The 24,136-nt window shown below is 42.0% G+C and carries 21 protein-coding genes; 14 read left to right on the forward strand and 7 right to left on the reverse strand.

What is annotated here, in order from left to right:
* Nucleotides 1–3 precede the first annotated feature (3 nt).
* Both secD and DWY07_RS06210 read left to right on the forward strand, forming a co-directional pair.
* Complete coding sequence (secD, locus tag DWY07_RS06205; RefSeq protein WP_117822489.1) at nucleotides 4–2,247, forward strand: protein translocase subunit SecD; 2,244 nt, start codon at nucleotides 4–6, stop codon at nucleotides 2,245–2,247.
* A gap of 172 nt (nucleotides 2,248–2,419) precedes the next feature.
* The gene (locus DWY07_RS06210) at nucleotides 2,420–3,088 is read left to right on the forward strand and encodes an HAD family phosphatase (protein ID WP_242997318.1); all 669 of its coding nucleotides are present in this window, start codon (nucleotides 2,420–2,422) and stop codon (nucleotides 3,086–3,088) included.
* On the opposite strand, the gene DWY07_RS06215 is transcribed toward DWY07_RS06210, so the two are convergent.
* On the reverse strand, nucleotides 3,081–3,950 hold the full coding sequence (locus DWY07_RS06215; protein ID WP_117808507.1) for an AraC family transcriptional regulator: 870 nt from the start codon (nucleotides 3,948–3,950) through the stop codon (nucleotides 3,081–3,083). The two genes, DWY07_RS06210 and DWY07_RS06215, sit on opposite strands and share 8 nt — an antisense overlap.
* A 219-nt stretch (nucleotides 3,951–4,169) precedes the next feature.
* Between DWY07_RS06215 and DWY07_RS06220 the strand changes: the two genes are divergently transcribed.
* The 5 genes from DWY07_RS06220 (at nucleotide 4,170) to DWY07_RS06240 (ending at nucleotide 10,648) form a co-directional block, all read left to right on the forward strand.
* Complete coding sequence (locus DWY07_RS06220; protein ID WP_117784643.1) at nucleotides 4,170–7,208, forward strand: glycoside hydrolase family 2 TIM barrel-domain containing protein; 3,039 nt, start codon at nucleotides 4,170–4,172, stop codon at nucleotides 7,206–7,208.
* Nucleotides 7,209–7,224: 16 nt separating this feature from the next.
* Nucleotides 7,225–8,598, forward strand: a complete 1,374-nt coding sequence (locus tag DWY07_RS06225; RefSeq protein ID WP_117784644.1) for a glycoside-pentoside-hexuronide (GPH):cation symporter — start codon at nucleotides 7,225–7,227, stop codon at nucleotides 8,596–8,598.
* Between the two features lie 214 nt (nucleotides 8,599–8,812).
* Nucleotides 8,813–9,253 carry an Hsp20/alpha crystallin family protein gene (locus DWY07_RS06230; protein ID WP_008401623.1) on the forward strand — a complete coding sequence of 147 codons (441 nt, stop codon included), beginning with the start codon at nucleotides 8,813–8,815 and terminating at the stop codon, nucleotides 9,251–9,253.
* Nucleotides 9,254–9,389: 136 nt separating this feature from the next.
* A complete protein-coding gene (locus DWY07_RS06235) occupies nucleotides 9,390–9,602 on the forward strand; it encodes a hypothetical protein (protein ID WP_226801122.1) in 213 nt (70 codons plus the stop codon).
* Between the two features lie 83 nt (nucleotides 9,603–9,685).
* Nucleotides 9,686–10,648 (forward strand): beta-ketoacyl-ACP synthase III, encoded by a 963-nt coding sequence (locus DWY07_RS06240; protein WP_117822490.1) that lies wholly within the window; start codon nucleotides 9,686–9,688, stop codon nucleotides 10,646–10,648.
* 427 nt (nucleotides 10,649–11,075) lie between these two features.
* Here DWY07_RS06240 and DWY07_RS06245 read toward each other — a convergent pair whose 3' ends face one another.
* Complete coding sequence (locus DWY07_RS06245) at nucleotides 11,076–12,434, reverse strand: citrate synthase (RefSeq protein ID WP_117808509.1); 1,359 nt, start codon at nucleotides 12,432–12,434, stop codon at nucleotides 11,076–11,078.
* Nucleotides 12,435–12,586: 152 nt separating this feature from the next.
* Between DWY07_RS06245 and DWY07_RS06250 the strand changes: the two genes are divergently transcribed.
* Genes DWY07_RS06250 through DWY07_RS06260 form a run of 3 tightly spaced genes read left to right on the forward strand, consistent with a single transcriptional unit; the run spans nucleotide 12,587 to nucleotide 15,868 of the window.
* A complete protein-coding gene (locus tag DWY07_RS06250; protein WP_117808510.1) occupies nucleotides 12,587–13,939 on the forward strand; it encodes a triacylglycerol lipase in 1,353 nt (450 codons plus the stop codon).
* Nucleotides 13,940–13,968: 29 nt separating this feature from the next.
* A complete protein-coding gene (locus DWY07_RS06255) occupies nucleotides 13,969–15,114 on the forward strand; it encodes a hypothetical protein (protein ID WP_117808511.1) in 1,146 nt (381 codons plus the stop codon).
* 58 nt (nucleotides 15,115–15,172) lie between these two features.
* On the forward strand, nucleotides 15,173–15,868 hold the full coding sequence (locus DWY07_RS06260; RefSeq protein WP_021944463.1) for a hypothetical protein: 696 nt from the start codon (nucleotides 15,173–15,175) through the stop codon (nucleotides 15,866–15,868).
* Nucleotides 15,869–15,924: 56 nt separating this feature from the next.
* On the opposite strand, the gene DWY07_RS06265 is transcribed toward DWY07_RS06260, so the two are convergent.
* Nucleotides 15,925–17,184 carry a transglutaminase domain-containing protein gene (locus DWY07_RS06265; RefSeq protein ID WP_117822491.1) on the reverse strand — a complete coding sequence of 420 codons (1,260 nt, stop codon included), beginning with the start codon at nucleotides 17,182–17,184 and terminating at the stop codon, nucleotides 15,925–15,927.
* Nucleotides 17,185–17,400: 216 nt separating this feature from the next.
* Here DWY07_RS06265 and DWY07_RS06270 point away from each other — a divergent pair, with 216 nt between their 5' ends.
* Entirely contained in the window at nucleotides 17,401–17,580 is a 180-nt protein-coding gene (locus DWY07_RS06270; protein WP_021944461.1) for a DUF6472 family protein, read from the forward strand.
* Nucleotides 17,581–17,617: 37 nt separating this feature from the next.
* On the opposite strand, the gene DWY07_RS06275 is transcribed toward DWY07_RS06270, so the two are convergent.
* Both DWY07_RS06275 and DWY07_RS06280 read right to left on the reverse strand, forming a co-directional pair.
* The gene (locus DWY07_RS06275) at nucleotides 17,618–19,462 is read right to left on the reverse strand and encodes an ABC-F family ATP-binding cassette domain-containing protein (RefSeq protein WP_117822492.1); all 1,845 of its coding nucleotides are present in this window, start codon (nucleotides 19,460–19,462) and stop codon (nucleotides 17,618–17,620) included.
* A 185-nt stretch (nucleotides 19,463–19,647) separates the two neighbouring features.
* A complete protein-coding gene (locus tag DWY07_RS06280) occupies nucleotides 19,648–19,905 on the reverse strand; it encodes an HPr family phosphocarrier protein (RefSeq protein WP_008400539.1) in 258 nt (85 codons plus the stop codon).
* 373 nt (nucleotides 19,906–20,278) lie between these two features.
* On the opposite strand from DWY07_RS06280, the gene udp reads away from it, so the two are divergent.
* The 3 genes from udp to DWY07_RS06295 all read left to right on the forward strand — a co-directional run bounded on the left by udp (nucleotide 20,279) and on the right by DWY07_RS06295 (nucleotide 22,517).
* Entirely contained in the window at nucleotides 20,279–21,055 is a 777-nt protein-coding gene (gene udp, locus DWY07_RS06285; protein ID WP_117808513.1) for a uridine phosphorylase, read from the forward strand.
* A 141-nt stretch (nucleotides 21,056–21,196) separates the two neighbouring features.
* The gene (locus tag DWY07_RS06290) at nucleotides 21,197–21,448 is read left to right on the forward strand and encodes an acyl carrier protein (RefSeq protein ID WP_008400537.1); all 252 of its coding nucleotides are present in this window, start codon (nucleotides 21,197–21,199) and stop codon (nucleotides 21,446–21,448) included.
* Nucleotides 21,449–21,470: 22 nt separating this feature from the next.
* On the forward strand, nucleotides 21,471–22,517 hold the full coding sequence (locus DWY07_RS06295) for a hypothetical protein (RefSeq protein WP_117808514.1): 1,047 nt from the start codon (nucleotides 21,471–21,473) through the stop codon (nucleotides 22,515–22,517).
* A 418-nt stretch (nucleotides 22,518–22,935) separates the two neighbouring features.
* Here the strand turns inward: DWY07_RS06295 and DWY07_RS06300 are convergent, their stop codons facing one another.
* Nucleotides 22,936–23,898 carry a hypothetical protein gene (locus DWY07_RS06300; RefSeq protein ID WP_117808515.1) on the reverse strand — a complete coding sequence of 321 codons (963 nt, stop codon included), beginning with the start codon at nucleotides 23,896–23,898 and terminating at the stop codon, nucleotides 22,936–22,938.
* Nucleotides 23,895–24,122 carry a helix-turn-helix transcriptional regulator gene (locus DWY07_RS06305; protein ID WP_008400533.1) on the reverse strand — a complete coding sequence of 76 codons (228 nt, stop codon included), beginning with the start codon at nucleotides 24,120–24,122 and terminating at the stop codon, nucleotides 23,895–23,897. The genes DWY07_RS06300 and DWY07_RS06305 overlap by 4 nt, the downstream gene beginning before the upstream one ends.
* Nucleotides 24,123–24,136: the final 14 nt, after the last annotated feature.

The raw sequence follows: 24,136 nt of genomic DNA on the forward strand, positions 1-24,136 counted from the left end.
AAGATGAAGAAAGCAAGAAAAAAAGCCATATGGGTATTGATCCTGTTCCTGCTTGTGCTTGCGGGTTCCATCTACGTTGCATTGTTTGGTGTAGGCGACAGAGGAAAAGCAAAGTATATCAGCCTTGGACTTGATCTGAAGGGTGGCTTAAGTGTAACCTATGAGATTCAGGATGAGGATTACAGTGATGCGGATGTTCAGGATACGATCTATAAGCTGCAGAAACGTATTGATTCCCATACAACAGAGCATAACGTATATTCAGAGGGAAATGGTAAGATCACTGCCGAAATTCCGGGTGTAACAGATGCAGATGCAATTCTGGAAGACCTGAGTATCGAAGGTAAGTTAGAGTTCTTAGATCCTGAGAATTATGAATTATGGTCACAGGGCAAGGAATATACTCCAGCTCTTACCGGTGATGATATTAAGGGTGCAGATGCCAAGATTGATTCTACAGAGACCGGTGATGACAATGTAGTACAGTTGTCATTCACAACAGCAGGTGCTCAGAAGTTTGCAGATGTAACAACAGCAAATGTAGGAAAGATCGTCTATATCGTATATGATGGTGAAGTTGTAAGTGCACCAACTGTACAGCAGGCAATTACAGACGGAAATGCTGTTATCAACAGCATTTCAACATATGAAGAGGCAGACAGCCTTGCTACTACGATCCGTATCGGTGCATTGCCACTGACACTGAAGCAGGTACGTTCTAATATTGTCGGAGCAACTCTTGGTTCAGAAGCAGTATCAACAACGATCAAAGCAGGTATCATTGGTATTATCTGTATCTTCATTATCATGATCTGCGTATTCAGAATTCCGGGTCTGATCGCATCATTATCATTGACACTTTATACATTTATGATCTTACTTGTTATGAACCTGTTCAATGTTACATTGACACTTCCGGGTCTTGCAGGTATCATCCTTTCTGTAGGTATGGCGGTCGATGCGAACGTCGTTATCTTTACACGTATTAAAGAAGAACTGGCAACAGGTGCTTCTGTTAAGCAGTCTGTAAAAGCCGGATTCCATAATGCGTTATCAGCGATCATCGATGGTAACGTGACAACCCTGATCGCAGCACTTGTGCTTGGTATCTTCGGAACCGGTACGATCAAGGGATTTGCAATCACACTGGCAATCGGTATCGTATTATCTGTATTCACAGCACTTGTTATCTCTCAGATGGTACTGAATGCACTTGTAACACTTGGCGTAACAGATGTAAAATATTTTGGAAAAGCAAAAGAGCCTGGTAAGGTTAATTTTGTAAAGGGTGGTAAATATTGTATTATCGCTTCTGTTCTTGTCATCGTGATCGGCTTCTGTTTCATGCCGATCTTTGCAAAGACAAAGGGAAGTGCATTGAATTTAAGTATTGATTTTGCAGGTGGTACATCAATCACAGCAGAATTTGACAAAGCATATTCATTATCTGAGGCAGAGAAAGACATTGTTCCTGTTATCGCTGAGGCAGCAGGCATCAGTGAGGCAGATATCTCTGTTCAGACTGTTTCCGGTACAAATGAGATCGTATTCAAGACCACAGAGCTTACGACTCAGGGTGATGATTCTCAGTTGACAAAGGTAACAGCTGCACTCAGCGAGAAGCTCGGTGCGACAGTAACAAATTCCGATAATATCAGTGGTTCAGCCAGCAGCGATATGACAAGGGATGCATTCCTTTCTGTAGCACTTGCAGCCGTTCTGATGCTCATCTACATTGTAATCCGTTTCAAGGATGTGAAGTTTGGTGTAAGTGCGGTATTAGCCCTTTGCCACGATGTAGCTATGGTATTTGTTCTGTATATCTTACTTCGGTTATCCGTTGGTAATACCTGTATCGCATGTATGCTGACAATCTTCGGTTACTCGATCAATGCAACGATCATCGTATTCGATCGTATCCGTGAGAATATCGCAAATGCAGGAACAAAGAAAGATTACAAGCATATCGTTAATTTAAGTATTAACCAGACGATCACCAGAAATATTTATACATCCTTAACAACATTTGTTACGATCTTCGTATTATATGTAATGGGTGTAGCAGCGATCAAAGAGTTCGCATTTACTCTGATGGCCGGTGTCGTAATCGGTGCTTATTCTTCTATCTGTGTAACTGGTCCATTGTGGTACTACTTCAAGACCGGATTTGGTAAGAAGAAGGATGCTGCAAATGGCAAGAACAGCAAGAAAGCGGTAGAGAAGAAGAAAACAGCAAAGGCGCAGTAATTAACTGTCGCCGATCGAATAAAAAACAGACAAGTATGTGGAATTTACATATTTGTCTGTTTTTTTCGTTGTGTTATAGGAATGTTTATGCTGTGTGTTATTAAAATTAATACATAATGACAATGCATTGACGGGTGATAAAAGCTGTGATATGTTGAAGCAAAGGAGGTGCATGATTGAAACAATGAAACGATTTGAAGCGGTTATATTTGATATGGATGGGGTTATATTCGACTCGGAGCTGCTGGTTATAAAGTGCTGGCAGGTCGTTGCAGATAAATATGAAATCAAAAATATAGAAGACACCTGTCACAAATGTCTGGGACTGAATAAGGATGCGACAAAAGAACTGATGCTTGGGGTGTATGGGGCAGATTTCCCTTATGATGAGTATAAGGCGGAGATGTCGGCACTGTTCCATGAACAGGCGGCAGGAGGAAAGCTTCCGATGAAACCGGGAGTTACCGGTCTGTTGCAGACATTAAAAAAGAATGGAAGAAAGGTTGCGCTGGCATCTTCTACCAGGAAAGCAGTTGTCGAACAGGAGCTTCGGGATGCAGGTATCCTTCCGTATTTCGATCGGGTAATCTGCGGAGATATGGTAAAGCGGAGCAAACCGGAACCGGATATCTATCTGGAAGCATGCAGACAGATCCATGTGATGCCGGAGCAGGCATATGCCATAGAGGATTCTTATAATGGTATCCGTTCTGCACATGCGGCGGGACTGCATCCGATCATGGTGCCGGATCTTGCACCGGTCACGGAAGAAATGCAGGAGCTGTCGGATGTCATTCTGGATTCACTGACGGAAGTAGAGAAATATTTGTTTTTTATTTAATAGCTTCTATCTCTCTTTTCCGATATTGAGAGGGGGAGAAGCCCTTCTGTTTCCGGAACAGCCGGCTGAAATATAACTGGTTATCATATCCTACGACCTTGGCTATTTCATTTATAGAATAGTTCGTCTGTTCTAAGAGAAGCTGGGCGTTGTTGATCCGGCGGGATACGATGAACTGCATCGGGGTCATGCCTGTGTATTTCTTGAAATTCCGTATGAACCAGCTCACGCTCATTCCTCTTGATTCGGCATATTGTTCTATGCTGATGTCTTTATTATAGTTTTCATTAAAGTAGGAAACTGCATAGTCCATTTCACGATCCAGATATTCATTTTTCAGGATATGCTCGCGTGACAGCTCCCGTTTGAATACGATTAAAAGGCGTGTTAGCAGTAAAGCCAGCATTTCTTCATAATCATCCTGACAACGCTGCAGCTCCAGGATGATCTGTTTAAATATATGTTCATATTCCAGAGAGGAACCGACAGGGAATACTCTCCGGTTATCTTTAAATCCATATTTCCTCAGAAGATTCTTCACATCGGAGCCGGTGAAATGAATCCAGTAAACCTCTGTTTTATCTGCACCGTAATATTCATATTTCTGTAGTTCCTTCGGGCGGTAGAGTACCATATTGCCGGCAGGAACGATCGTCTCATTCTCAGCTTTATCAAAATGAAAATGTCCAAGCCCGGATGCGATATAGATGATCTGGTAGTCCTGTCTGCCCTTAGGACGATAGGTAGGCATCTTCGGGTCGCCACTTAAGCGGTATGTTCCGCAGCTTCCGACAATAAGCGGCCTGCGCTTGTCCTTGAAGTCAAGATAGGAATGATTCAGGTATCCGGTATTTATATACATGATGAAGCTCTCCTTTATTTGTAGGATTGTAATATAAAAAGATTTATTGATATTGTATCATTTTGTCCATATTCTGTCCATTCCGGTTCATAGACAGAAATGCTGTTAAAGTGTATGATAAATACAGATAAAACGAAATAACAAGATAATATTTGCAAATAATATCAAAAACATAAGAATAGTCGAAAACAAAAAAGTACATATAAGGGAGGATGACTTATGATAGTGCCACGTTATTATGAGAATTTGAATGTATTACATGAAAATACACAGCCTGCAAGAGCATACTATGTACCGGCTTCCTGTAGGATGGATGATCTGGTCGAGCACAGAGAAGGATCAGATCGGTTACAGTTATTAAATGGAAAATGGAAATTCCAATATTTTAAAAGTATTTATGATGTGAAGGATGCTTTTTATGAGATGGGATATGACACCGGAGCATTTGACGAGATCGAGGTTCCGGGCGTATGGCAGATGGCAGGATATGATACACACCAGTATACAAATATCCGCTATCCATTTCCATTTGACCCACCATATGTCCCACAGGATATACCGTGTGGAGCTTATGTGCATACCTTTTCTTATGCAAAGGATGTGGATGCGGCAAAGGCATTTCTGAATTTTGAAGGTGTGGATAGCTGCTTCTATGTGTGGATAAATGGGGAATATGTCGGATACAGTCAGGTATCCCATATGACCAGTGAGTATGATGTGACAGACATTTTAAAAGAGGGAGAAAATACGATCGCTGTCCTTGTCATGAAATGGTGTGATGGTTCTTATCTGGAGGATCAGGATAAATTTCGGATGAGTGGAATTTTTCGTGATGTCTATATTCTGAAAAGACCGGAGTGCGCCATTCGCGACTACCGTATCACGACCTCTGTTTTAAAGGAAAAGGCTGAGGTGAAGCTCGATCTGAGCTTTTATCAGGAGACAGCGGTTAAGGTTACGATCGAAGACAGGAATGGTGTGGTTGTAGCGGAAGGACAGGCAGAGCATGACGGAGCTTTCACATTTGAGATTATACAGCCGACACTTTGGAACACCGAGAATCCATATCTGTATACCCTCATTTTGCAGAGTGAAAATGAGACGATCGTTGATCATATCGCTGTCAGAACGATAGAGATAAAGGATAAAGTTATTTACTTCAATGGACAGAAGATCAAATTCCGCGGTGTCAACCGGCACGATTCTGATCCGGTAACCGGCTTTACAGTGGATGTGGAGAAGATAAAAAAGGATCTTACCCTTATGAAACAGCACAACTTCAATGCGATCCGTTCCAGTCATTATCCAAATGCACCGTATTTTTATCAGATGTGTGACAAATATGGCTTCATGGTATGCGACGAGGCGGATATAGAAGCACATGGCCCATATATGTTATATCGCAAAGAGGATACTGACTACAACCGGTTCAAAAAGTGGAATGAGAAGATTGCAGACAATCCGGAATGGGAGGCGGCTATTCTTGACCGGGTGAAGCGGATGGTCGAGAGAGATAAGAACCGTTTCTGTATCGTGATGTGGTCGATGGGAAATGAAAGTGCATATGGCTGCAATTTTGAAAAGGCACTTGCATGGACGAAGCAGTATGATCCATCCCGTATTACCCAGTATGAAAGTGCAAGATACAGAAATTATGATGTGACCTATAATTATGAGAATCTGGATCTGTACAGCCGTATGTACCCAGCGCTGTCAGAGATCGAGGAATATCTGGAAAAGGATGGAAGCAAACCATTTCTGCTGGTTGAATACTGCCACAGCATGGGAAATGGTCCCGGAGATTTTGAAGATTATTTCCGAATGATCCACAGTGATGACCGCATGTGCGGTGGATTTGTATGGGAATGGTGCGACCATGCAGTTGCACATGATCAAGCGGAAAACGGAAAGACGAAGTATTACTATGGCGGAGATCATGGAGAGGCGATACATGATGGTAATTTCTGTATGGATGGTCTTGTGTATCCGGACAGAACCCCGCATACCGGACTGCTCGAATACAAAAATGTCTACCGCCCGGTCAGAGTTCGGTCATTTGATCAGGAGAGAGGAACGCTTACCCTTCATAACTATATGGATTTTGATGATATTCAGGATTTTGTGGATATCTGTTATGAGGTAACTCAGGATGGCTTAAGTGTTCAGAAGGGCAAGGTAGTGGGTGCTTCGGCTGCTCCGCACAGTGATTGCACCGTGGGGCTTGATATCGATGTTCCTGCGGCAGGCAGAGTATATCTGAAGCTTTCTTATCAGTTAAAGAAAGAGCTTCCGTTAGTTTCTGCGGGTCATGTATTGGGCTTTGATGAACTTTTGCTTGAGAATAAAGATGGAAGAAACCAGACAGCTGCCAAATGGACGGCTTCGGATGTGGAAGTATCCGATATCAGGGTAGAGGAAGACGATGCATGGATCGTGTTAAATGGTGATGGCTTCACATATCGGCTGGATAAGCGTACCGGCTTGTTTAGCGGACTTCAGTATGCAGGCAGGGAATATCTGAATCATCCAATGGAGCTTAACATCTGGCGTGCACCTACAGATAACGATATGTATATCCGGGCAGAATGGGAGAAGGCTCATTATGATGAGGCATACACAAGAGCATATAGTGAACAGATCCTTCAGAACAAATTCGGAGTAATGATCATGTGCCATGCAGGTGTGGTAGCTCCAACCGTTCAAAAGCTGATCGATGTAGAGATTATGTGGAAAATAGATGGCGCAGGCAGAATTGCTGCGGGAATAACAGCAGTAAAAGATGAAGAACTCCCGGATCTTCCAAGATTTGGTATAAGAATGTTTCTGGATAAGAAGCTTTCTGAGGCTGCCTATTATGGCATGGGGCCACAGGAAAGCTACCGCGACAAGCACAGGGCTGCCAGCCACGGCTTGTTCAGAAGTTCTGTGCAGGAGCTTCATGAGGACTATATCATGCCGCAGGAGAATGGAAGCCACTATGACTGTGATTATGTGGAACTGACAAATCAACGATATGGAATGGCTGTTGCAGCAGAACATACATTTTCATTTAATGCCTCTTATTACACTCAGGAAGTGCTTACGCAGACGAAACACAATTATGAGCTTACGGAAGCCGACAGTACGGTGCTCTGTATTGATCATGCACAGAATGGAATCGGTTCGAACAGCTGTGGCCCGGTTGTTTCGGATGAATACAGGTTCAGTGAAAATGAGTTCCGGTTTGATTTCACGCTGGTACCGTTTGTGAGGGGTTAATTAGGAGGAGATACGGATGGAAGAGAAGAAATATTTAAAATGGTATAATAAAGTAGGTTATGGTTCGGGAGATATCGCGGGAAATGTGGTATATGCGTTTCTGACATCCTTTGTCATGGTATACCTGACGGATACGGTCGGACTTGCTTCAGGCATTGTCGGCACACTGATCGCGGTATCCAAATTATTTGATGGATTTACGGATGTATTTTTCGGATCCCTGATTGATAAGACACACAGCAGACTGGGAAAGGCAAGACCATGGATGATCTATGGATATATTGGCTGTGCAATCACGCTGGTTGCATGTTTTGCAGTTCCAGCCGGTATGGGTAAGGCTGCACAGTATACATGGTTTTTCATTGCATACACATTGTTAAATGGTGTGTTTTACACAGCAAATAATATTGCGTATTCGGCACTTACCTCACTGATCACAAAGAACAGCAAAGAACGGGTTCAGATGGGTTCTTATCGGTTTATATTTGCATTTTCAACCAGCCTTTTGATCCAGACGATCACGGTCGGATTCGTGGACTGGTGCGGTGGAGATGCGGCGGCATGGAGATTAGTAGCAATCATCTATGCGATAGTTGGTCTTGTGGTAAATACGATCTCCGGTCTGTCTGTGAAGGAGCTTCCGGAGGAAGAATTAAACGATGGAGAACCGAAGAAAACCGAGGAGAAGTATAGTCTGGTTCAGGCATTTAAGCTCCTTATTAAGAACAAATATTATATTATGATCTGTGGAACTTACATCTTGCAGCAGCTTTACAGTGCCATGATCGGTGCGGGTCTGTTCTATATGACATGGGTTCTTAAGAATAAGAATCTGTTCGGGCAGTTTGCCTGGGCAGTAAATATTCCCCTCATTATAGCACTGATATTTACACCGACGCTGGTTGGCAAATGGAAGGGCATGTATAAGCTGAACCTTAGAGGATATATCATAGCGGTTATTGGCAGAGCCTTGGTTGTTGTTGCCGGCTATATTGGAAGCATCCCGCTTATGCTGGCATTTACAGCTCTTGCAGCGCTAGGCCAGGGACCTTGGCAGGGAGATATGAATGCGGTTATTGCTTCCTGTTCCGAATATACCTACCTGACACAGGGAAAGCGGGTTGACGGAACTATGTACTCCTGTACTTCGCTTGGTGTAAAGATCGGAGGAGGAATCGGAACGGCGGTTGTCGGCTGGCTCCTTGAACTGTCCGGTTATAAAGGAACGATGGCGGTTCAGCCACAGTCGGCTCTTGATATGATGCAGTTCATGTATCTGTGGCTGCCGTTGATATTTGATATACTAATCCTGCTTATACTTTCCAGAATGAATGTGGAAGCGGCAAATGAAAAGCTTAAGGCAGAGCGGGGAATGTGTGCAGGAGAATAATCTACAAGACTTCACAGATTTTTCACAAAAATTATTAGCACTCTCTATTGACGAGTGCTAATACAAGTGGTATAACATAATCAGAACGAAGGAGAGGACATCAGATAGAGACTGATGGAGGTTCCGGAGTTCCGGAAAAATAACAATTACGTGTTCTGACAATGGTCAGCACACAAAAGAATAAAATGTATGTATTTGAATGGAGGAATGACTTATGTTGATGCCTAGTATTTTTGGAGAAAATTTATTTGATGATTTATTTGATGATTTTGCACGTCCTTATAAAGTGACAACAGGTTATACACAGCCTGCTAATATTATGAAGACAGATGTAAAAGAGACCGAAGGTTCATTTGAACTGGATATTGATATGCCCGGTTACAAGAAAGAAGATGTAAAGGCAGAGTTGAAGGATGGTTACCTGACCATCACAGGTACAACGAAGAAAGAAACAGGCGATCAGGACAAGAAAGGCAAATATGTCCGCCGTGAAAGATATTGTGGTTCTTGCAGCCGTAGCTTCTATGTTGGTAAGGCAGTTGAAAAGGAAGATATCAAGGCAAAATTTGAAGATGGTGTTTTAAAGATCAGCGTACCAAAGAAAGAAGAGAAGCCAAAGGTTGAGGAAAGCAAATATATCTCAATTGAAGGATAATTCTTTCACTTCCTGTATGAAAATTATTAAAGTAAATCATTTTGTCTCCTTCTGATAGAAATGTCAGATATGAATAATCATAAATGGGGCTGTTGCTTTACGAAGAATCATTCGTAGGGCAGCAGCCCTTTTTTTCGTGGCAGTGTATCCGCTTGATTTTGAGGAATATATGTGGGCAAATGGAATACAGCAGTCAACATTTGATTATTTAAAAGAATGTTATGATAATGCTTCAAGGGTTTCGGATACGGTTCATGAAACATTAAGCAAGCTCTTTTATAGTTATCTTGTAGTGGGTGGCATGCCTGAAAATGCGTTTGCTCAAAACCTTCGTTCCGGTGGCTTATAAAATGGAAGGCTCACAAGGAAATTGCTGGAATTAATAATGTATGCTATAATGAGTGCAACTAAAAAATACAAAGGGGAAAACCTATGCCAATAAGAATAATGGGAACCGGAAGCTTTTTACCGGAAAAAAATGTGTCAAATACAGACCTTGAGAAATATGTAGATACTTCGGACGAGTGGATTTCCAGCCGAACCGGAATTAAGAATAGAAGAATCGCAGTACATGAAACGACTGCAGGAATGGCAGCAGAGGCTGCAAAGAAAGCCTTGGAGATGGCAGGAAAAGAAGCAATTGATGTAGAACTGATCGTGCTTGCAACAGTAACACCGGATTATTATACACCGAGTGCTGCATGTCAGGTTCAGGCGGAACTTGGTGCAGACAAAGCCATTGCATTTGACGTAAATGCTGCATGTTCAGGATTTGTATTTGCACTCAATGTGGCAAAAATGTACATCGAGACAGGCTTTGTTAAGAATGCACTGATAATTGGTGCGGAGACATTATCCAAGATCCTCGACTGGAACGATCGTGGAACCTGCGTGTTGTTTGGAGATGGAGCAGGTGCAGCGTATCTGGAAGAATCCGACAAGGGGATTATCAGTGTAGTACAGGGATCGATCGGTAAGAAGGGAATGGTTCTGAACTGCGAGAGCAGACGTACTCACAATATATTTACGGAAGATGGGATCGAACATGATTATCTGCATATGGATGGACAGGAAGTATACAAATTCGCAGTCAGACAGTGCCCGAAGTGCCTGCTCGAAGCACTGGAAAAGGCAGATATGACAGCCGATGATATTGATTATTTCGTTCTTCATCAGGCAAATGTCCGTATCATCGAATCAGTAGCAAAGCGGTTAAAAGCACCGATCGAGAAGTTCCCGATGACACTTGGATATACTGGAAATATGAGTGCTGCCAGTGTACCTGTCATGCTCGACAGTCTGGTGCGTGATGGCGGCTTAAAACGTGGCGACAAGGTTGCAATGTCAGCATTTGGCGCTGGATTAACCTATGGCGCGATCGTACTTGAGTGGTAGAAAATGTCTAAACGACGGTCACCTGTGCGATACCAGATTCGACCTTGTGCCAAGACTCCCTGCGGTTCCTATGAACTGCATATACCTGATTCGCAAATGTTCTCGTGCCAATTCGCCCGACGGCTCAGACAAGCACTCATATTTGCCGGTATATGCAATTCATAACGGAATCCTCGCTGATGTCTTGAGACAAGGGCGTTAGTTTTGTAAGTTATAAACAGCTACAGCCTTTTCTTCCTGTCATTCAGTTATCTTGGTTCTATACTTGTTATGAAGCAAACCTTTCCGAGCGCCGGTACTTAGGTTGCGTTTTCTGCAACCTTATGTACCGCTGCGTCGAGGAATAGAGCGAAAGCGTTTTGCGGAATAATAAGTATAGGATCGAGATGGCTGGAGACAGGGAGAAAAGGCTGTAGCTGTAGTTGTTTTATCGCTCATTAATAGGAACATACTCTTTGATCTCTGCAATGCTGGTGTAGGCAGGACGGATGATCTTGTAGGAATTAACAAGCTCTTCCATACGGTGTGCGCTCCAGCCGACTACTCGTGCGATTGCAAATAACGGAGTAAACATCTCAGCAGGAATCTTTAACATTTTGTAGAGAAGTCCGCTGTAATAATCAATATTGATACAAACACCTTTGTAAATCTTACGTTCTTCGGCAATGATCTTAGGTGCAATGCGCTCGATCATCTCATAAAGCGCATATTCTTCGTCCATACCCTTTTCGGCTGCCAGAAGCTTTACATATTTTTTGAATTCCAGAGCACGGGGATCGGATATGGAATAGAATGGATGCCCCATACCATATACGATACCGGTTTTGTCATATGCTTCCCGGTTGACAATCTTACGGATATACTCGCCAACTTCTTCCTCATCTGTGATATCTGATACATTGTCACGGATATTTTTCATCATACCCATAACCTGATAGTCGCCGCCACCGTTTAAAGGTCCCTTTAAGGAACAGAGGGCAGCAGCCATTGTTGCATATGTATCGGAACCGGAAGAGGTTACAACACGTGTTGTAAAGGTTGAGTTGCTTCCGCCACCGTGTTCCATATGAAGTACCAGTGCCAGATCCAGTACACGGGCTTCCAGACGGGTGTATTTCCGATTGGAACGTAGGGTACTTAATATATTTTCGGCAAATGACAATTCAGGAAGCGGCTTATGGATATAACAACTCTTGCCAAGCTCGTAATGGCGGTATCCCTGATAGGAATAAACAGCCAGACGAGGGAACATACTGATCAACTGGATACACTGCTGTAATACATTTTCCAGAGAGTTGTCACCCATCTTTTTATCGTATGAACCAAGAGCCAGTGTACTCTTTGTCATATTTGCAATAATATCGGCAGTCGGACTCTTCATGATCACATCCTGAATGAAATGATGCGGCAGATCATAACTGATATTTAAAACCTGCTTGAAGTTCTGAAGCTCCTTTTCATCCGGCAAAACGCCGAATAACAAGAGATATGTACATTCCTCAAAACCAAAACGATTATCCAGGAAAAATCCTTTGATCAGATCATGAATTTCGTAGCCACGATAGTAGAGCTCTCCGGCACATGGAACACGATTGCCTTTTTCATCTGTTGTAAATGATTTACTAAGAGAGACATTCGTGATTCCGGCATTGATACCGATACCATTTAAATCACGGAGACTACGTTTTACACCATATTTTTCATATAAGGCATCATCAATGCTGTTGTTTTTGATACACATATCCAGATGGCTCTTTGTGAAAGGGCCGATATTATTAATTGACATTTCAATTTCCTCCTGTGAATAGGATAATACTAAAAGTCATTATCGCATTTTTTTATAGAGAATGCAATGAAATAATTGTAGCATGGCAGCACATGCTTTGGTATAATTAGTATGGTTACAAAAAAGGAGAGTGTATAAAACGGAGGATATACATGAGAAAAGGGAGATTGGCGGTTGTTACAGTCTTTGGAAGCCTTGCAGTTGGGCTTGCTGCCTGTACGGTATTGTCAGGCAGAGTTTATAATAGCGTGTTGTACGATATTGTTCCATGGCTTGTTACGGGGATGGTCTGTGTAATACCGACGGTATTGTGCGGAAAACTGGAAACACCAAGACTTAGCAAATGCAGAAACGGTTGTATGCAGCTATTTGTATTCTGTGTATCCACAGTGCTTACAATTATATATACCGTTTTATGTATGGCAAAAGTTCTTCCGGCTGAATATATACCGACAAATGGGAAAATGTGGGTATTTCATATATTGACAGCGATTCTTGTGGAAGCAGTTGTGTTCTGGAATGGAATGATCCGGATATATCTGACGTCAGAACAGCTTGGTATCAAATGGAGAGGGATCGGAGCTGTATGTGGCATGATACCGGTTGTAAATCTGGTCGTACTTGGGAAGATACTTCGCTTGACGATAGGAGAGGTTTCATTTGAAAATGATAAGGTTCGATTGAATCGGGAACGGAATAAAGAGCAGATCTGCAAAACAAAATACCCGATTCTGCTGGTGCATGGTATCTTCTTCCGGGATTTCAAATTGTTAAATTACTGGGGAAGAATTCCAAAGGAACTGGAGACAAATGGTGCAGTTCTTTTTTATGGCAATCACCAGTCGGCAGCATCGGTTCCGGCATGTGCACAGGAGCTGGATGCAAGAATCCGGGAGATCGTAGCTGAAACGGGCTGTGAAAAAGTAAATGTGATCGCACATTCAAAAGGTGGTCTGGATATGCGCTATGCCTTATCAGAACTTGGTACAGATCGGTATGTTGCATCACTAACAACGATAAATACACCGCACCGGGGATGTGAATTTGCAGATTATCTGTTAAATATTGTTCCGGAAAAAGAGCAGCAGAGCGTGGCAAAAGCGTATAATGCAGTATTTAAAAAATTGGGCGATGATTCGCCGGATTTTCTGTTGGGAGTAAAAGATCTGACAGCTTCGGCATGTAAAGCCCTAAATGATAAATTACATGATGCACAGGGCGTGTTATATCAGAGCGTTGGTTCGAGGCAGAATGTGGCAGGAAATGGCAGATTTCCGCTGAATTATACATATCGATTGGTAAAATATTTTGATGGAGCAAATGATGGACTGGTAGGCGAAAAATCATTCCCATGGGGAGCAGATTTCAAATACCTGACAGTGGAGGGGAAGCGCGGAATCTCGCATGGAGATGTGATCGATCTAAACCGGGAAAATATTCCGGGATTTGATGTCCGGGAATTTTATGTGAAGCTGGTTCATGATTTAAAAACAAAGGGATATTGATATATAAAAGAAAAGGAGCAGGTAATAAAATGGGTGAGGAAAATAAAAATGTAAAGAAGCCCGCAGTATCAAATGCAGTAGTGAAGAAAAGATCGGCGGGAACTGGAACAAAGAGCACTGGCGGCACACGTCCGGGTAACGGGACAAAAAGCACTGGCAGTACACGTCCGGGTAGTGGTACAGGTGCTGGTAGTGCGCATTCAAATAGAACAGGCAGTGGTGTAAAAAATATCGCAGCCAGAAGCAATGGAGGCAGCGCAAGAAACACCAGCGCACATTCAGGTAACGGAACAAAGAGTGCCAACACTGGCAGCGTACGTTCAAACAATACATCAGGAAGAAAGACACAGCCACAAAAAAGAAGACGCAGGAGAATAACGGCAAATCAGTTTACATTGCTGCTTGCAGTTGTTGTAGGCATTATTCTGCTTTTTATGGTAAATGGCATTATGCGTGGCCGCTATCTCAAGGTAAAGCAGATTTCAAGCGAATATGTATTGGGTTCGAAATTTGATATCACGGCATATGTAGAGCCGGTGAACAGTAAGGCGGTTGTTACCTGCGATACAGCGGATTTTGCACCGGAGAAGATTGGTTCCTATAAAGTGAGCTATATAGTAAAATGCGGAAAGCTGAAAAAGAAGAAAAAACTTACGCTTGAAGTAGTTGACAGAGATTTCCCGGAAATTATCGGACCGGATAATCTGGGCGTTTTCATAAATGAGCAGGTCGATCTGCTGGATTACTATTCAGTAGAGGATTCACAGCCGGATCTGACCAATGAACTTACGATCAACCGTCAGATCGATACAACAAAGACCGGAGATCTGGACTGTACACTTCGTGTTACAGACTGGAGCAATAATTCATCATCAAAGGATATTACAGTTACCGTATATGGCTTTGAAGGGGATATGAAGAATGCGGCGCTGGCAATCCGTGCATATAACCGGGATAAGGGATATGCGGTATCGGATAATGGAGTATATGTATACTATCCGGATAAAGATAAGAAAACAGCAAATGTATTGATCAATAACAGTATACTATATGAAGTTTCTGATGATTGCAGCAGTAAGGAAATGGATGAAAATGATGAACTGGTTCAGACGATCATAAACGAAGGAACCTGGATATCCATTGATAATCTGGGTGATTTTAATTATTTAAAATAAACACTTTCGGGTGTAGCTTGCTGGCTGATATCAGATCAGAAATTGGGAGGATGTCATTATGGATAATACGGAAATTTTCCTTGATAAATACAAGGAGCTGGAAAATGCAGCAATCAATGAATTCAAACTTCCGCCGGATGGTTCGGCGGTTGCCAAGCTGGAAAAACGGAGTGAATTCAAGGATATCCGGTTTGAACTGAATTATTGCAGAGAAGTGAGAAATCTGCTGCAGCATAATCAACGGCTGGATGAGGAATTTGCTGTACAGCCGGGCAAGAAGATGATCGAGCTTCTGGAAATGGTGCTGGATCGTATTAAGAATCCGGTGCGGTGTATGGATATTGCAGTACCCTTTAATAATCTGGTATGGCGTTCGTTGGATGATCCGGTTATGCCGGTTATCCGGATCATGAATGACAGAAATATTTCTCATGTGCCAATCCTGAAAGATAAAAGGGTAGTGGGAGATTTCAGTGACAACTGTATTTTTCCGTATTTGTTGGGAGACACAAATTGTCATATTGATGAGAAAACCCGGTTTCGGGATCTTCAGGAATATATTGAGCTGGAGAAACATCCGTCTGAACGTTTCCGCTTTGTTGCATATGATGAAAAAGTTATGAATGTTAAGAAATACTATGAAGAAAGCAGAAGAGATCATGAAAGGATTGGCCTGATCTTTTTAACAGAGACAGGACACCCGGATGAACGCCTGTTGGGAATCCTGACCTCCTGGCTGATCATAGGAAATTAATAAGAAAAAAAGTGGAACTGTACCTTTGTTATCATAGGTATAGTTCCACTTTTTTATTATGACAGTGGTGGACGACGAAGTTCCTCATCCAGTTCGGAATGATCGATCGTTACGGTCTTTGTATTCTTAATCTTTTCGACACGTCTTGCTTTCCGTCTTTTGTGAATCCGTTTAACCAAAGTGACGATCAGGATTATGATAACACCAAGGCTGATCAGGACAACGGACACACCGTATTTATCCAGTATTTTATCGAAAAAATTGTAATTGTCTTCCTGCCAGATGTTTTCAGCTTCCAGTGTAGACTGGATGCTGTCGATACTGTGAGCCGTACCGGTACAGGTTGGAATACCAGGCAGCCAGTCAGATGCAGGATTCAGATCGGATGCTTCATCACTGGTAATGTTAAAATAATCATAGATCAGAACATTTTTGCCGGAGGTTGTTTCCGGATGATCATACGCAAGATCTACAATATACCAGCCATCATCCAGATAAACCATGTTCCATGCATGTGAATTATAGGTAGAATCATCGTTTTCTTTGGTATTTCCTTCTACATAGATACATTTTACACCGGTGGCATCCATAACTGCCTTGAATGCTTTGGCATATCCAAATGAAGTTGCTGTCTTATGCTTTGCGTTGAAAATACCATCTACTGTATAGGACCAGCTTAATCCGGAATGTGAGTTTTCATTGCTGACCTGGAAGTAAGTATCTTCAATGATCGCATTATGGATCAGATATTCCTTCTGGTAATCAGGAAGATCTTTTTCCAGATTGCCAGCAAGATTTGATACGGAGATATCAATGTTATTCTTAATGACCTGTCTGGAACTTCCATTTGCATAATCATTATAACAGACAATCTCGACATTATAGCATACAGCACCGCCATCTAAAGACTTGGTACTGTAATTAAAGGAAGGAGACATCCAGAAGTATGTAGGATTATCTGCCAGAAAGGCATTGATAACTGCCTGCATACCTGTCGGACCGATAACTTCCCATGTTTTGCTTGTAACATTGATCGAAAATGCTTTATAGTAGCTGTTTTCGGTATTCGCATTTTCGTATTCCGCATTCTGGTTTGAATTGTGAAATGCATCTGCTGCTTCTTTTAACTGGTTATAAGCATCCCGGTAAGCATCGTTATCGAAATTGTTATAATAGTATAAAGAAGTATCGATGGTAGCTGCGGCAGACTTTTTATCTTTTGCATTTTTGTCTGCGGTATCCTCTGCGGCGAGGACTGTCATACTTGAAAAAGTAAAAATAGCAGCTATTATAAATAATAGTAGTTTTTTCCTCATAATTACGCACCCCAGTTTCTTTTCTATATCAGAAAAGTTATAAAATTATACTTTCTTAATAATATCACAATATGGAAAGTATTGCCAGTCAAAAACTCTTTTCTGTAGGCATGAACAATATATTATGGGATAGGACTTGCAAATTGGAAATAATATGTGTAATATTTACTGAAAACAGGAAATTAATTTGGAAAAATGACAAGAAGGAAGGTGCTTATGGGAGCAGCGAGTTGTGATTTATGCGCACACTATGTGTATGATGAAGAAGATGATTTTTCGGAATGCATGGTGAATATGGATGAAGATGATTATGCCAGATTTATAACGAGCTCATATGAAAGCTGTCCATATTTTCAGTTAGATGATGAGTATAAAGTAGTGAGGAAACAGATGTAAGCCTGTCTCCTCATTTTCTTATTTATTATGATTATACCTATTTTTTAAAGGATTCCAGAAGATCTGTAAGGTAAACATACCGTTCCATCAGATGTTCCAGCTTCAGTTCGGCATTTTCCTTTTCTGCCATCAGGTGATTCAGCTTTGTAAAATCTGTTGTGGAAGCTGCGATTTCCCTGTCCAGTCCATCAATGGTTTCTTCACAGGCAGCAATGTCGTCTTCTATGGTATCGTATTCACGCTGTTCATTAAAAGTGAATTTGGTTTTTGCACGTTTCGGTGCGGTATCCTTTTCTGCTGTTTCTGATTTTGAAATATCTGCTGCAGGTTTTCCCTTGGAAGCCGGAGCAGGCTTTGCAGAACCGGAACCGGACTTTACAGAATTTGCAAATGTTCCATATTCCAGATAATAGTCGGTATAGCTTCCTTCAAACTGCCTGATCTGTCCATAGCCGTCATAGACAAACAGCCGTTTTACAACACGGTCAAGGAAATACCGGTCGTGGGAAACTGCGATCAGAATGCCCTGAAAGGTATCCAGATAATCTTCCAGAATACAGAGTGTTGATATATCCAGATCATTGGTTGGTTCATCCAGGATCAGAACATTCGGCGAGCCGGCAAGGATCTTAAGCAGATACAGGCGGCGCTTTTCCCCGCCGGACAGCTTGCCGATCCGTTGGTGCTGCAGGGTGGAGTCAAACAGGAATTCCTCACAAAGGGTAGATGCCGACATATATCCATCGACGGTTCGGATATATTCTGCGGTTTCCTTCACATAGTCCAGTACAATCTTGTTATCGTCCAGCATTTCATTTTCCTGTGAGAAATATCCGATATTTACGGTTTCACCGATCTCTATGATACCGGAGTCGGGTTCCAGCTTGCCGGTGATCAGCTTCATAAGGGTTGATTTACCACAGCCATTTGGTCCGGTAATACCGATTCTGTCATTACGCAGAAAATTATAAGAGAAGTTCTCGATGAGTGGGTGAGTAAGTCCCGGAAAGCTTTTTGAAATATTATGAAGTTCTATCGTTTTATTTCCAAGTCTGCTGGCAATTGAGCTGAGATTTACTGTCTTATCAGCTTCCATCATTTCTTCGGCTGCAAGGGCTTCATAGCGCTTGATATGAGCCTTTTGTTTGGTGCTTCTTGCGCGCGCACCACGGCGGATCCATGCGATCTCTTTCCGGAGAATATTCTGGTGCTTGCGTTCGGTGGCAAGCGCAATATTTTCACGTTCGGCTTTCAACATGAGATAGCCTTCATAATTGGCATCATAGTTGTAGATGTATCCTTTGTCGATCTCAACGATCCGGTTTGTTACACGATCGAGAAAATAACGGTCATGTGTGACCATGACCAGTGCACCCCTGTAGTTGTTCAGATAGTCCTCTAGATATTCGGTCATATCATTATCCAGATGGTTAGTTGGTTCATCAAGAACCAGAATATCACAGCTTGAAAGAAGGGCAGCGGCAAGGGCTACCTTTTTCTTCTGACCGCCGGACAGACTGGAAACCGAGATGCTGGTATCTGTGAATCCAAGCTTATCCAGAAGTGCCCGTGCATCTCCTTCAATGCTCCACTTATTTTCTTCTGTGCTGTTTGCCGTGATAACATGTTCGTAGATTGTTTCATCATCATGGAAAGTCGGACTCTGTGGAAGATAATTGACAACAACATTATTGCCTCTCACGATCAATCCGGCATCGCAGGTATCGATACCGGCAATCATTTTTAACAAGGAGGATTTTCCCGTACCATTTATACCAATCACACCAATCTTATCACCGGTGTTGACAGAAAAATCGGCTCCCTTAAAGAGAACCTTGTCTGTATAGGCTTTATGAATATTTTTCATTGTTAATAAGTTCATTTGTGTTCCTCAAATCATTATTCAAATTTACTTATCCATTTTATGATGGTTTTCTAGCTACGTCAATAACCCTTTTCCTTACAATGAAAAAAGGATACCCGGTAATCATGACCGGATATCCTTTTTTACGACTGCTCTTATAGCTTCTGTTTGTCGTATATTCCTTTTATTAAATGTAAGTTGCCTTATGCGACTGCTGGTTCAGCGATGAAAGGCTTCAGTGTTGACATGTATGAATCGGAAATACCATCATAGAATTTTACGGTTAATTCATCTCTCAGATCGAGACTGATAACACCAAGAATAGATTTTGCATCTACCATATAGTTTTTGTTTGTAGCTGATATATCGACATCACCATGATATCCTCTCATTACATCTACAAACTGCTTTACTTCATCAACGCTGCTTAATTTTACTTTAATGTCAGTTGATTTAGCCATAAAACTCGCCTCCTTGATTTGTTGAACAATTTATAATCCTTTTTTTTGCTAAAGTCAAATTATGAAAGTGTGAACAAAAAGCAAAATTATTACCAATTTATAAAATTTTTTAAAGCGGATAGAAATTTTATCCTAAAGAAATTCAAAAATCGGCATTTTTAAGTTAAGGATATTCATTTATATGTAGTAAAACTGTAATGGTGTTACAAATTGCTATGAAAAATTTGTACAAAATAGGAGAAATTGGTGATTTTGGTGTATATTTTCGGTATAATACAGGTAAATAGCAGTTGATATGTATCTGCTTTTGTAAATAGCTGTAAAAAAACAGGGATTGACCGGAACAAAAGCAGACAGAAACGGAGGTGGCAGTATGATCTATCAGGAAGAATCAGGACGGGAATATCACATAAAGACAGGGAAGAACGAAATCGGAAAATATGTGATCCTGCCGGGGGACCCGAAGCGGTCAGCGAAGATTGCAGCTTATCTGGATGATGCAAAGCTGGTTGCGGACAACCGGGAATTCGTGACATATACCGGATATCTGGAGGGCGAGAAGGTCAGTGTAACATCGACAGGTATCGGCGGACCATCAGCAGCGATCGCATTGGAGGAACTGGTGCATTGTGGCGCGGATACATTTATAAGGGTTGGAACCTGTGGCGCGATGCAGTTAGATATCATGGGAGGAGATATCGTGGTGGCAACCGGTGCTGTCCGGATGGAGGGTACATCAAAGGAATATGCTCCGATCGAATATCCGGCGGTTGCAAGCTATCCGGTCATTCAGGCATTGACAAAAGCCTGCGAGACGACCGGAGTTCGATACCATACCGGAGTTGTTCAGAGCAAGGATTCCTTCTATGGACAGCATGAGCCGGGAACCAAGCCGGTGTCCTATGAACTGGAAGCCAAATGGGAGGCATGGAAGCGGATGGGCTGTCTGGCATCCGAGATGGAGTCAGCGGCGTTATTTATCGTAGGTGCTTATCTGGGCGTGAAGGTCGGAGCCTGTTATCTGGTGGTTGGAAATCAGGAGCGGAAGGCAGCAGGGCTTGAAAATCCACTGGCATACGATACGGACATGGCAGTAAAGACCGCAGTTGAGGCAGTCAGGCAGATGATTCTGGATGCGGGGAAAGAATAAAAGCTATTAATATAGTAAGAAGTTATTGAAAAAAAGTGTTAAAACATATACAATGTTAATAACAGTATTTGGTAAATATTAACAAAAAGAACCTGACGATATAATATGCCGGGTTCCAAAATATCAGATAGGAGGTCAGTAATGGACAGAAAGGATTTGGAAGCAAAGGTTTTACAGGCTGTAGCTTGTGTTATGCCGGAGATCGACATCAGCAAGCTTGACATGACAGCCGAGTTGACAAAAGAATATGGGGTTAATTCTGTATCAATTATTCAGTTGATCGTAGAGCTTGAAAATGATTTTAATATTGAATTTCAGGATTCAGAACTTGCATTGGGCTTGTATTATGATATGAATGATGTGGTTGCCGCTGTTGCAGCCAAGTTGAATTAGAGAAGATAAGGGAGGTATAATCATGAGCAATAAAAAGATATTGCCAGTCAGCTACCCGATGATTACATCATGGCAGTGGCATGCAACATTATTCTCAATTCTGGGGGATGACGAAAAAGCTAAGAACTGGATCTTCAGCAATTACATCCAGCTTAGATGTTATAATATTGAGGAGATTTTCACAGGAGATGAGATGCTTCTGGCAGATATGATGCCGGGAAGCAGTTCTTTGAAGGAGTGTCCATATCTTCTGTTCTCACTGATGACAAAAGAGCAGGTAGAGAGCTACTGTGGAGATATCATTAACTTCATTATTAAAACGATCGACCTGAACGGATATGTCTATGGTGTATTTGACGAGGCAAAGATCCTGTGCGATTCCGGTGCAGATTACAAATTCCCACATGAGTTATTTATTTTTGGCTATGATAAGGATAAGGAAGAATTCCATGTTGGTGATTTCACATTTGGTGAGCATTATTCTTATTCAACTGTATCTTTTGAGGATGTTAAGCGGGGTTACGATATCATAACAGCATCCGAAGATCATATGTTTAAGGATGATTATAAAGGCAGACGTGGTTTATATGTGATCCAGAAGAATACCGCTGAGATGTATTATGATCTGGATGTGGCATATATCAAGGATACATTGGTTGAATATCTGGAAGCAAAGGATTCCAAGAATCATTTCCGTATGATGAGAAACCGTTTCTCAGATACAGTATTCGGTGTAAATGTATACGATGCAGTATATAAGCAGATCGAAAAGCAGCTTTCAGGAGATGAACCTGATTTTGATATCCGTGCACTTCACCTGTTATACGATCATAAAGTTCTGATGAATGAACGTCTGAAGTATATGATGGCAAAAGGTGTGCTGGCTTATGATAATGAGATTCTTGACGAGTACATGGAGGTTGTCAACAATATGCTGACAGCAAGAAACCTTCTGATCAAGACATCCATCACAGGAAATGTGAACTGCCTTGATCGTTTTGAGAAGTATATCATGACCGCAAAGGCCAAAGAGATTGAAGTCCTCAACAAGGTTGTCGAGAGACTTTAAAGTAGCAGACGAAAACACCACGGTGTATGGTCAAGTGACGAATTCGGGCCGGGCTTATATCTATTATTACGCAAAACGCTTTCGCTCTATTCCTCGGCGTAGCGGTACATAAGGCTGCGCAAGACGCAGCCTAAGTACCGACGCTCGGAAAGGTTTGCTTCATAATAGTATAAGCCCGGCCCGAGTTCTGTTCCTTGAATATATACCGTGGTGTTTTCTGTTTGAGGAAGAACCAAAGACAGAAAAATATAGCCGGCTGTTCTGCAACAGATATTTTCATGAAGCAAGCCTGTTCGAATGTCGGTTCTTAGCGATCCACGGAAGTGGGAGCTTAGTACCGCTACATGAGAATAGAGCGAGAGCGTCTTGCGGAATGAAAAGTATCTGTGCCGGACAGCCGGCTATATTTTTCGTCCGGTTACTTTACAATATGGATCTCTGAAGGCTGATAGTAAAAGCTGTCGGTTGCGATATAGCGGTTGTGGTAGTCAGGATCTGTGGTTTCTGCGTCATCATCTGTATGGGTAAGGACGTCGTAGGAAACAGTGCCTTTGGTGGACACTTCTTTTATGAGCAGATAGGAAGCACCTTTTAAGGATATCGGTTCATCGGTGAGGGTGGCTGCTTTTTGTGTGTCGCTCCAAAGTATGGTATTGTCATCGGACATACCATAGAAGGTGTAGCTGTCTACAGGATCTGAAATGGATCGTACCGTAAGGGAGATCGTATTCGTTGTAGTGGCATTGGAATCGATGCCTGATTCTGTGTAGCTTTCAGAGAAGGTTTGAGTCGTTGATTCGCCTTCGTTCATGATTGAAACAGGAGAGCCGGGTGTTATAAAGAGATCACCATTTTCTTTCTGATAGATTAGATTCAGATAGATATAATAAAGATCTGAATCTGTGGAATAATCTGTTTTGTCCGGATCAACATAGAGAGTGCCGGAAAGGGATAAGGAAGCTTCTGTGGTACCATCAGGCGGATATATATAATTGCTTTGACCGGTTAGTGTATGGGATGAAGACTCATAGGAGGTAGTGCTCGTTCCATCGGAACCGGAAATGTTTATAGATGGTTCAGCCATCATATCGGAACAGAACGAATAATAGAAACCTCCTTCTTCTTCGGATACATCAACTTTAATTGCAGCAAGATAGCAGCCGGAGATATCGGGATTATCCGGTTTGAAAGTATCTGTTTTCTGATCATATGTGCAGGAAATCGGTTCTTCCTGATCATCCAGAGGTGTTGCTGTACAATAGATACCAATCAGATGCCTGGTAACTGCAGATGGGGTATTTTCTTTCTTTGCAAGCTGACAGCCGGAAAGGACAGTCAGACCTAAAATGGTCAGTATACTTATAGATAAAAATTTCTTCATGCTTCTTCCTCCTCATCAAGATTTCCGTCAAATGACAGAATATCGCCTACATCACAGTGCAGGTAGTAACATATTTTATTGATGGTTGTAAATCGGACACCTTTTGCTTTTCCGCTTCGCAAAATGGAAAGATTTGCTTCGGTTATGCCGATCTTTTTGCATAATTCTTTAGAAGTCATATTATTTTCTTTTAAGACTTTTTCCAGATTGATCTTAATTGCCATATGAAACCTCCGTG

The sequence above is a fragment of the Clostridium sp. AF23-6LB genome (assembly GCF_003461085.1).
Taxonomy (GTDB): domain Bacteria; phylum Bacillota; class Clostridia; order Lachnospirales; family Lachnospiraceae; genus Coprococcus; species Coprococcus ammoniilyticus.

Bases quoted from the DNA above. Each gene is read 5' to 3' on its own strand.
- DWY07_RS06275 (WP_117822492.1), bottom strand. From the start codon at position 19,462: ATGAACTTATTAACAATGAAAAATATTCATAAAGCCTATACAGACAAG.
- DWY07_RS06225 (WP_117784644.1), top strand. From the start codon at position 7,225: ATGGAAGAGAAGAAATATTTAAAATGGTATAATAAAGTAGGTTATGGT.
- DWY07_RS06280 (WP_008400539.1), bottom strand. From the start codon at position 19,905: ATGGCTAAATCAACTGACATTAAAGTAAAATTAAGCAGCGTTGATGAA.
- DWY07_RS06265 (WP_117822491.1), bottom strand. From the start codon at position 17,184: ATGAGGAAAAAACTACTATTATTTATAATAGCTGCTATTTTTACTTTT.
- secD (WP_117822489.1), top strand. From the start codon at position 4: ATGAAGAAAGCAAGAAAAAAAGCCATATGGGTATTGATCCTGTTCCTG.
- DWY07_RS06245 (WP_117808509.1), bottom strand. From the start codon at position 12,434: ATGTCAATTAATAATATCGGCCCTTTCACAAAGAGCCATCTGGATATG.
- DWY07_RS06215 (WP_117808507.1), bottom strand. From the start codon at position 3,950: ATGTATATAAATACCGGATACCTGAATCATTCCTATCTTGACTTCAAG.
- DWY07_RS06255 (WP_117808511.1), top strand. From the start codon at position 13,969: ATGGGTGAGGAAAATAAAAATGTAAAGAAGCCCGCAGTATCAAATGCA.
- DWY07_RS06220 (WP_117784643.1), top strand. From the start codon at position 4,170: ATGATAGTGCCACGTTATTATGAGAATTTGAATGTATTACATGAAAAT.
- DWY07_RS06300 (WP_117808515.1), bottom strand. From the start codon at position 23,898: ATGAAGAAATTTTTATCTATAAGTATACTGACCATTTTAGGTCTGACT.
- udp (WP_117808513.1), top strand. From the start codon at position 20,279: ATGATCTATCAGGAAGAATCAGGACGGGAATATCACATAAAGACAGGG.
- DWY07_RS06250 (WP_117808510.1), top strand. From the start codon at position 12,587: ATGAGAAAAGGGAGATTGGCGGTTGTTACAGTCTTTGGAAGCCTTGCA.
- DWY07_RS06260 (WP_021944463.1), top strand. From the start codon at position 15,173: ATGGATAATACGGAAATTTTCCTTGATAAATACAAGGAGCTGGAAAAT.
- DWY07_RS06270 (WP_021944461.1), top strand. From the start codon at position 17,401: ATGGGAGCAGCGAGTTGTGATTTATGCGCACACTATGTGTATGATGAA.
- DWY07_RS06240 (WP_117822490.1), top strand. From the start codon at position 9,686: ATGCCAATAAGAATAATGGGAACCGGAAGCTTTTTACCGGAAAAAAAT.
- DWY07_RS06305 (WP_008400533.1), bottom strand. From the start codon at position 24,122: ATGGCAATTAAGATCAATCTGGAAAAAGTCTTAAAAGAAAATAATATG.
- DWY07_RS06230 (WP_008401623.1), top strand. From the start codon at position 8,813: ATGTTGATGCCTAGTATTTTTGGAGAAAATTTATTTGATGATTTATTT.
- DWY07_RS06210 (WP_242997318.1), top strand. From the start codon at position 2,420: ATGATTGAAACAATGAAACGATTTGAAGCGGTTATATTTGATATGGAT.
- DWY07_RS06295 (WP_117808514.1), top strand. From the start codon at position 21,471: ATGAGCAATAAAAAGATATTGCCAGTCAGCTACCCGATGATTACATCA.
- DWY07_RS06290 (WP_008400537.1), top strand. From the start codon at position 21,197: ATGGACAGAAAGGATTTGGAAGCAAAGGTTTTACAGGCTGTAGCTTGT.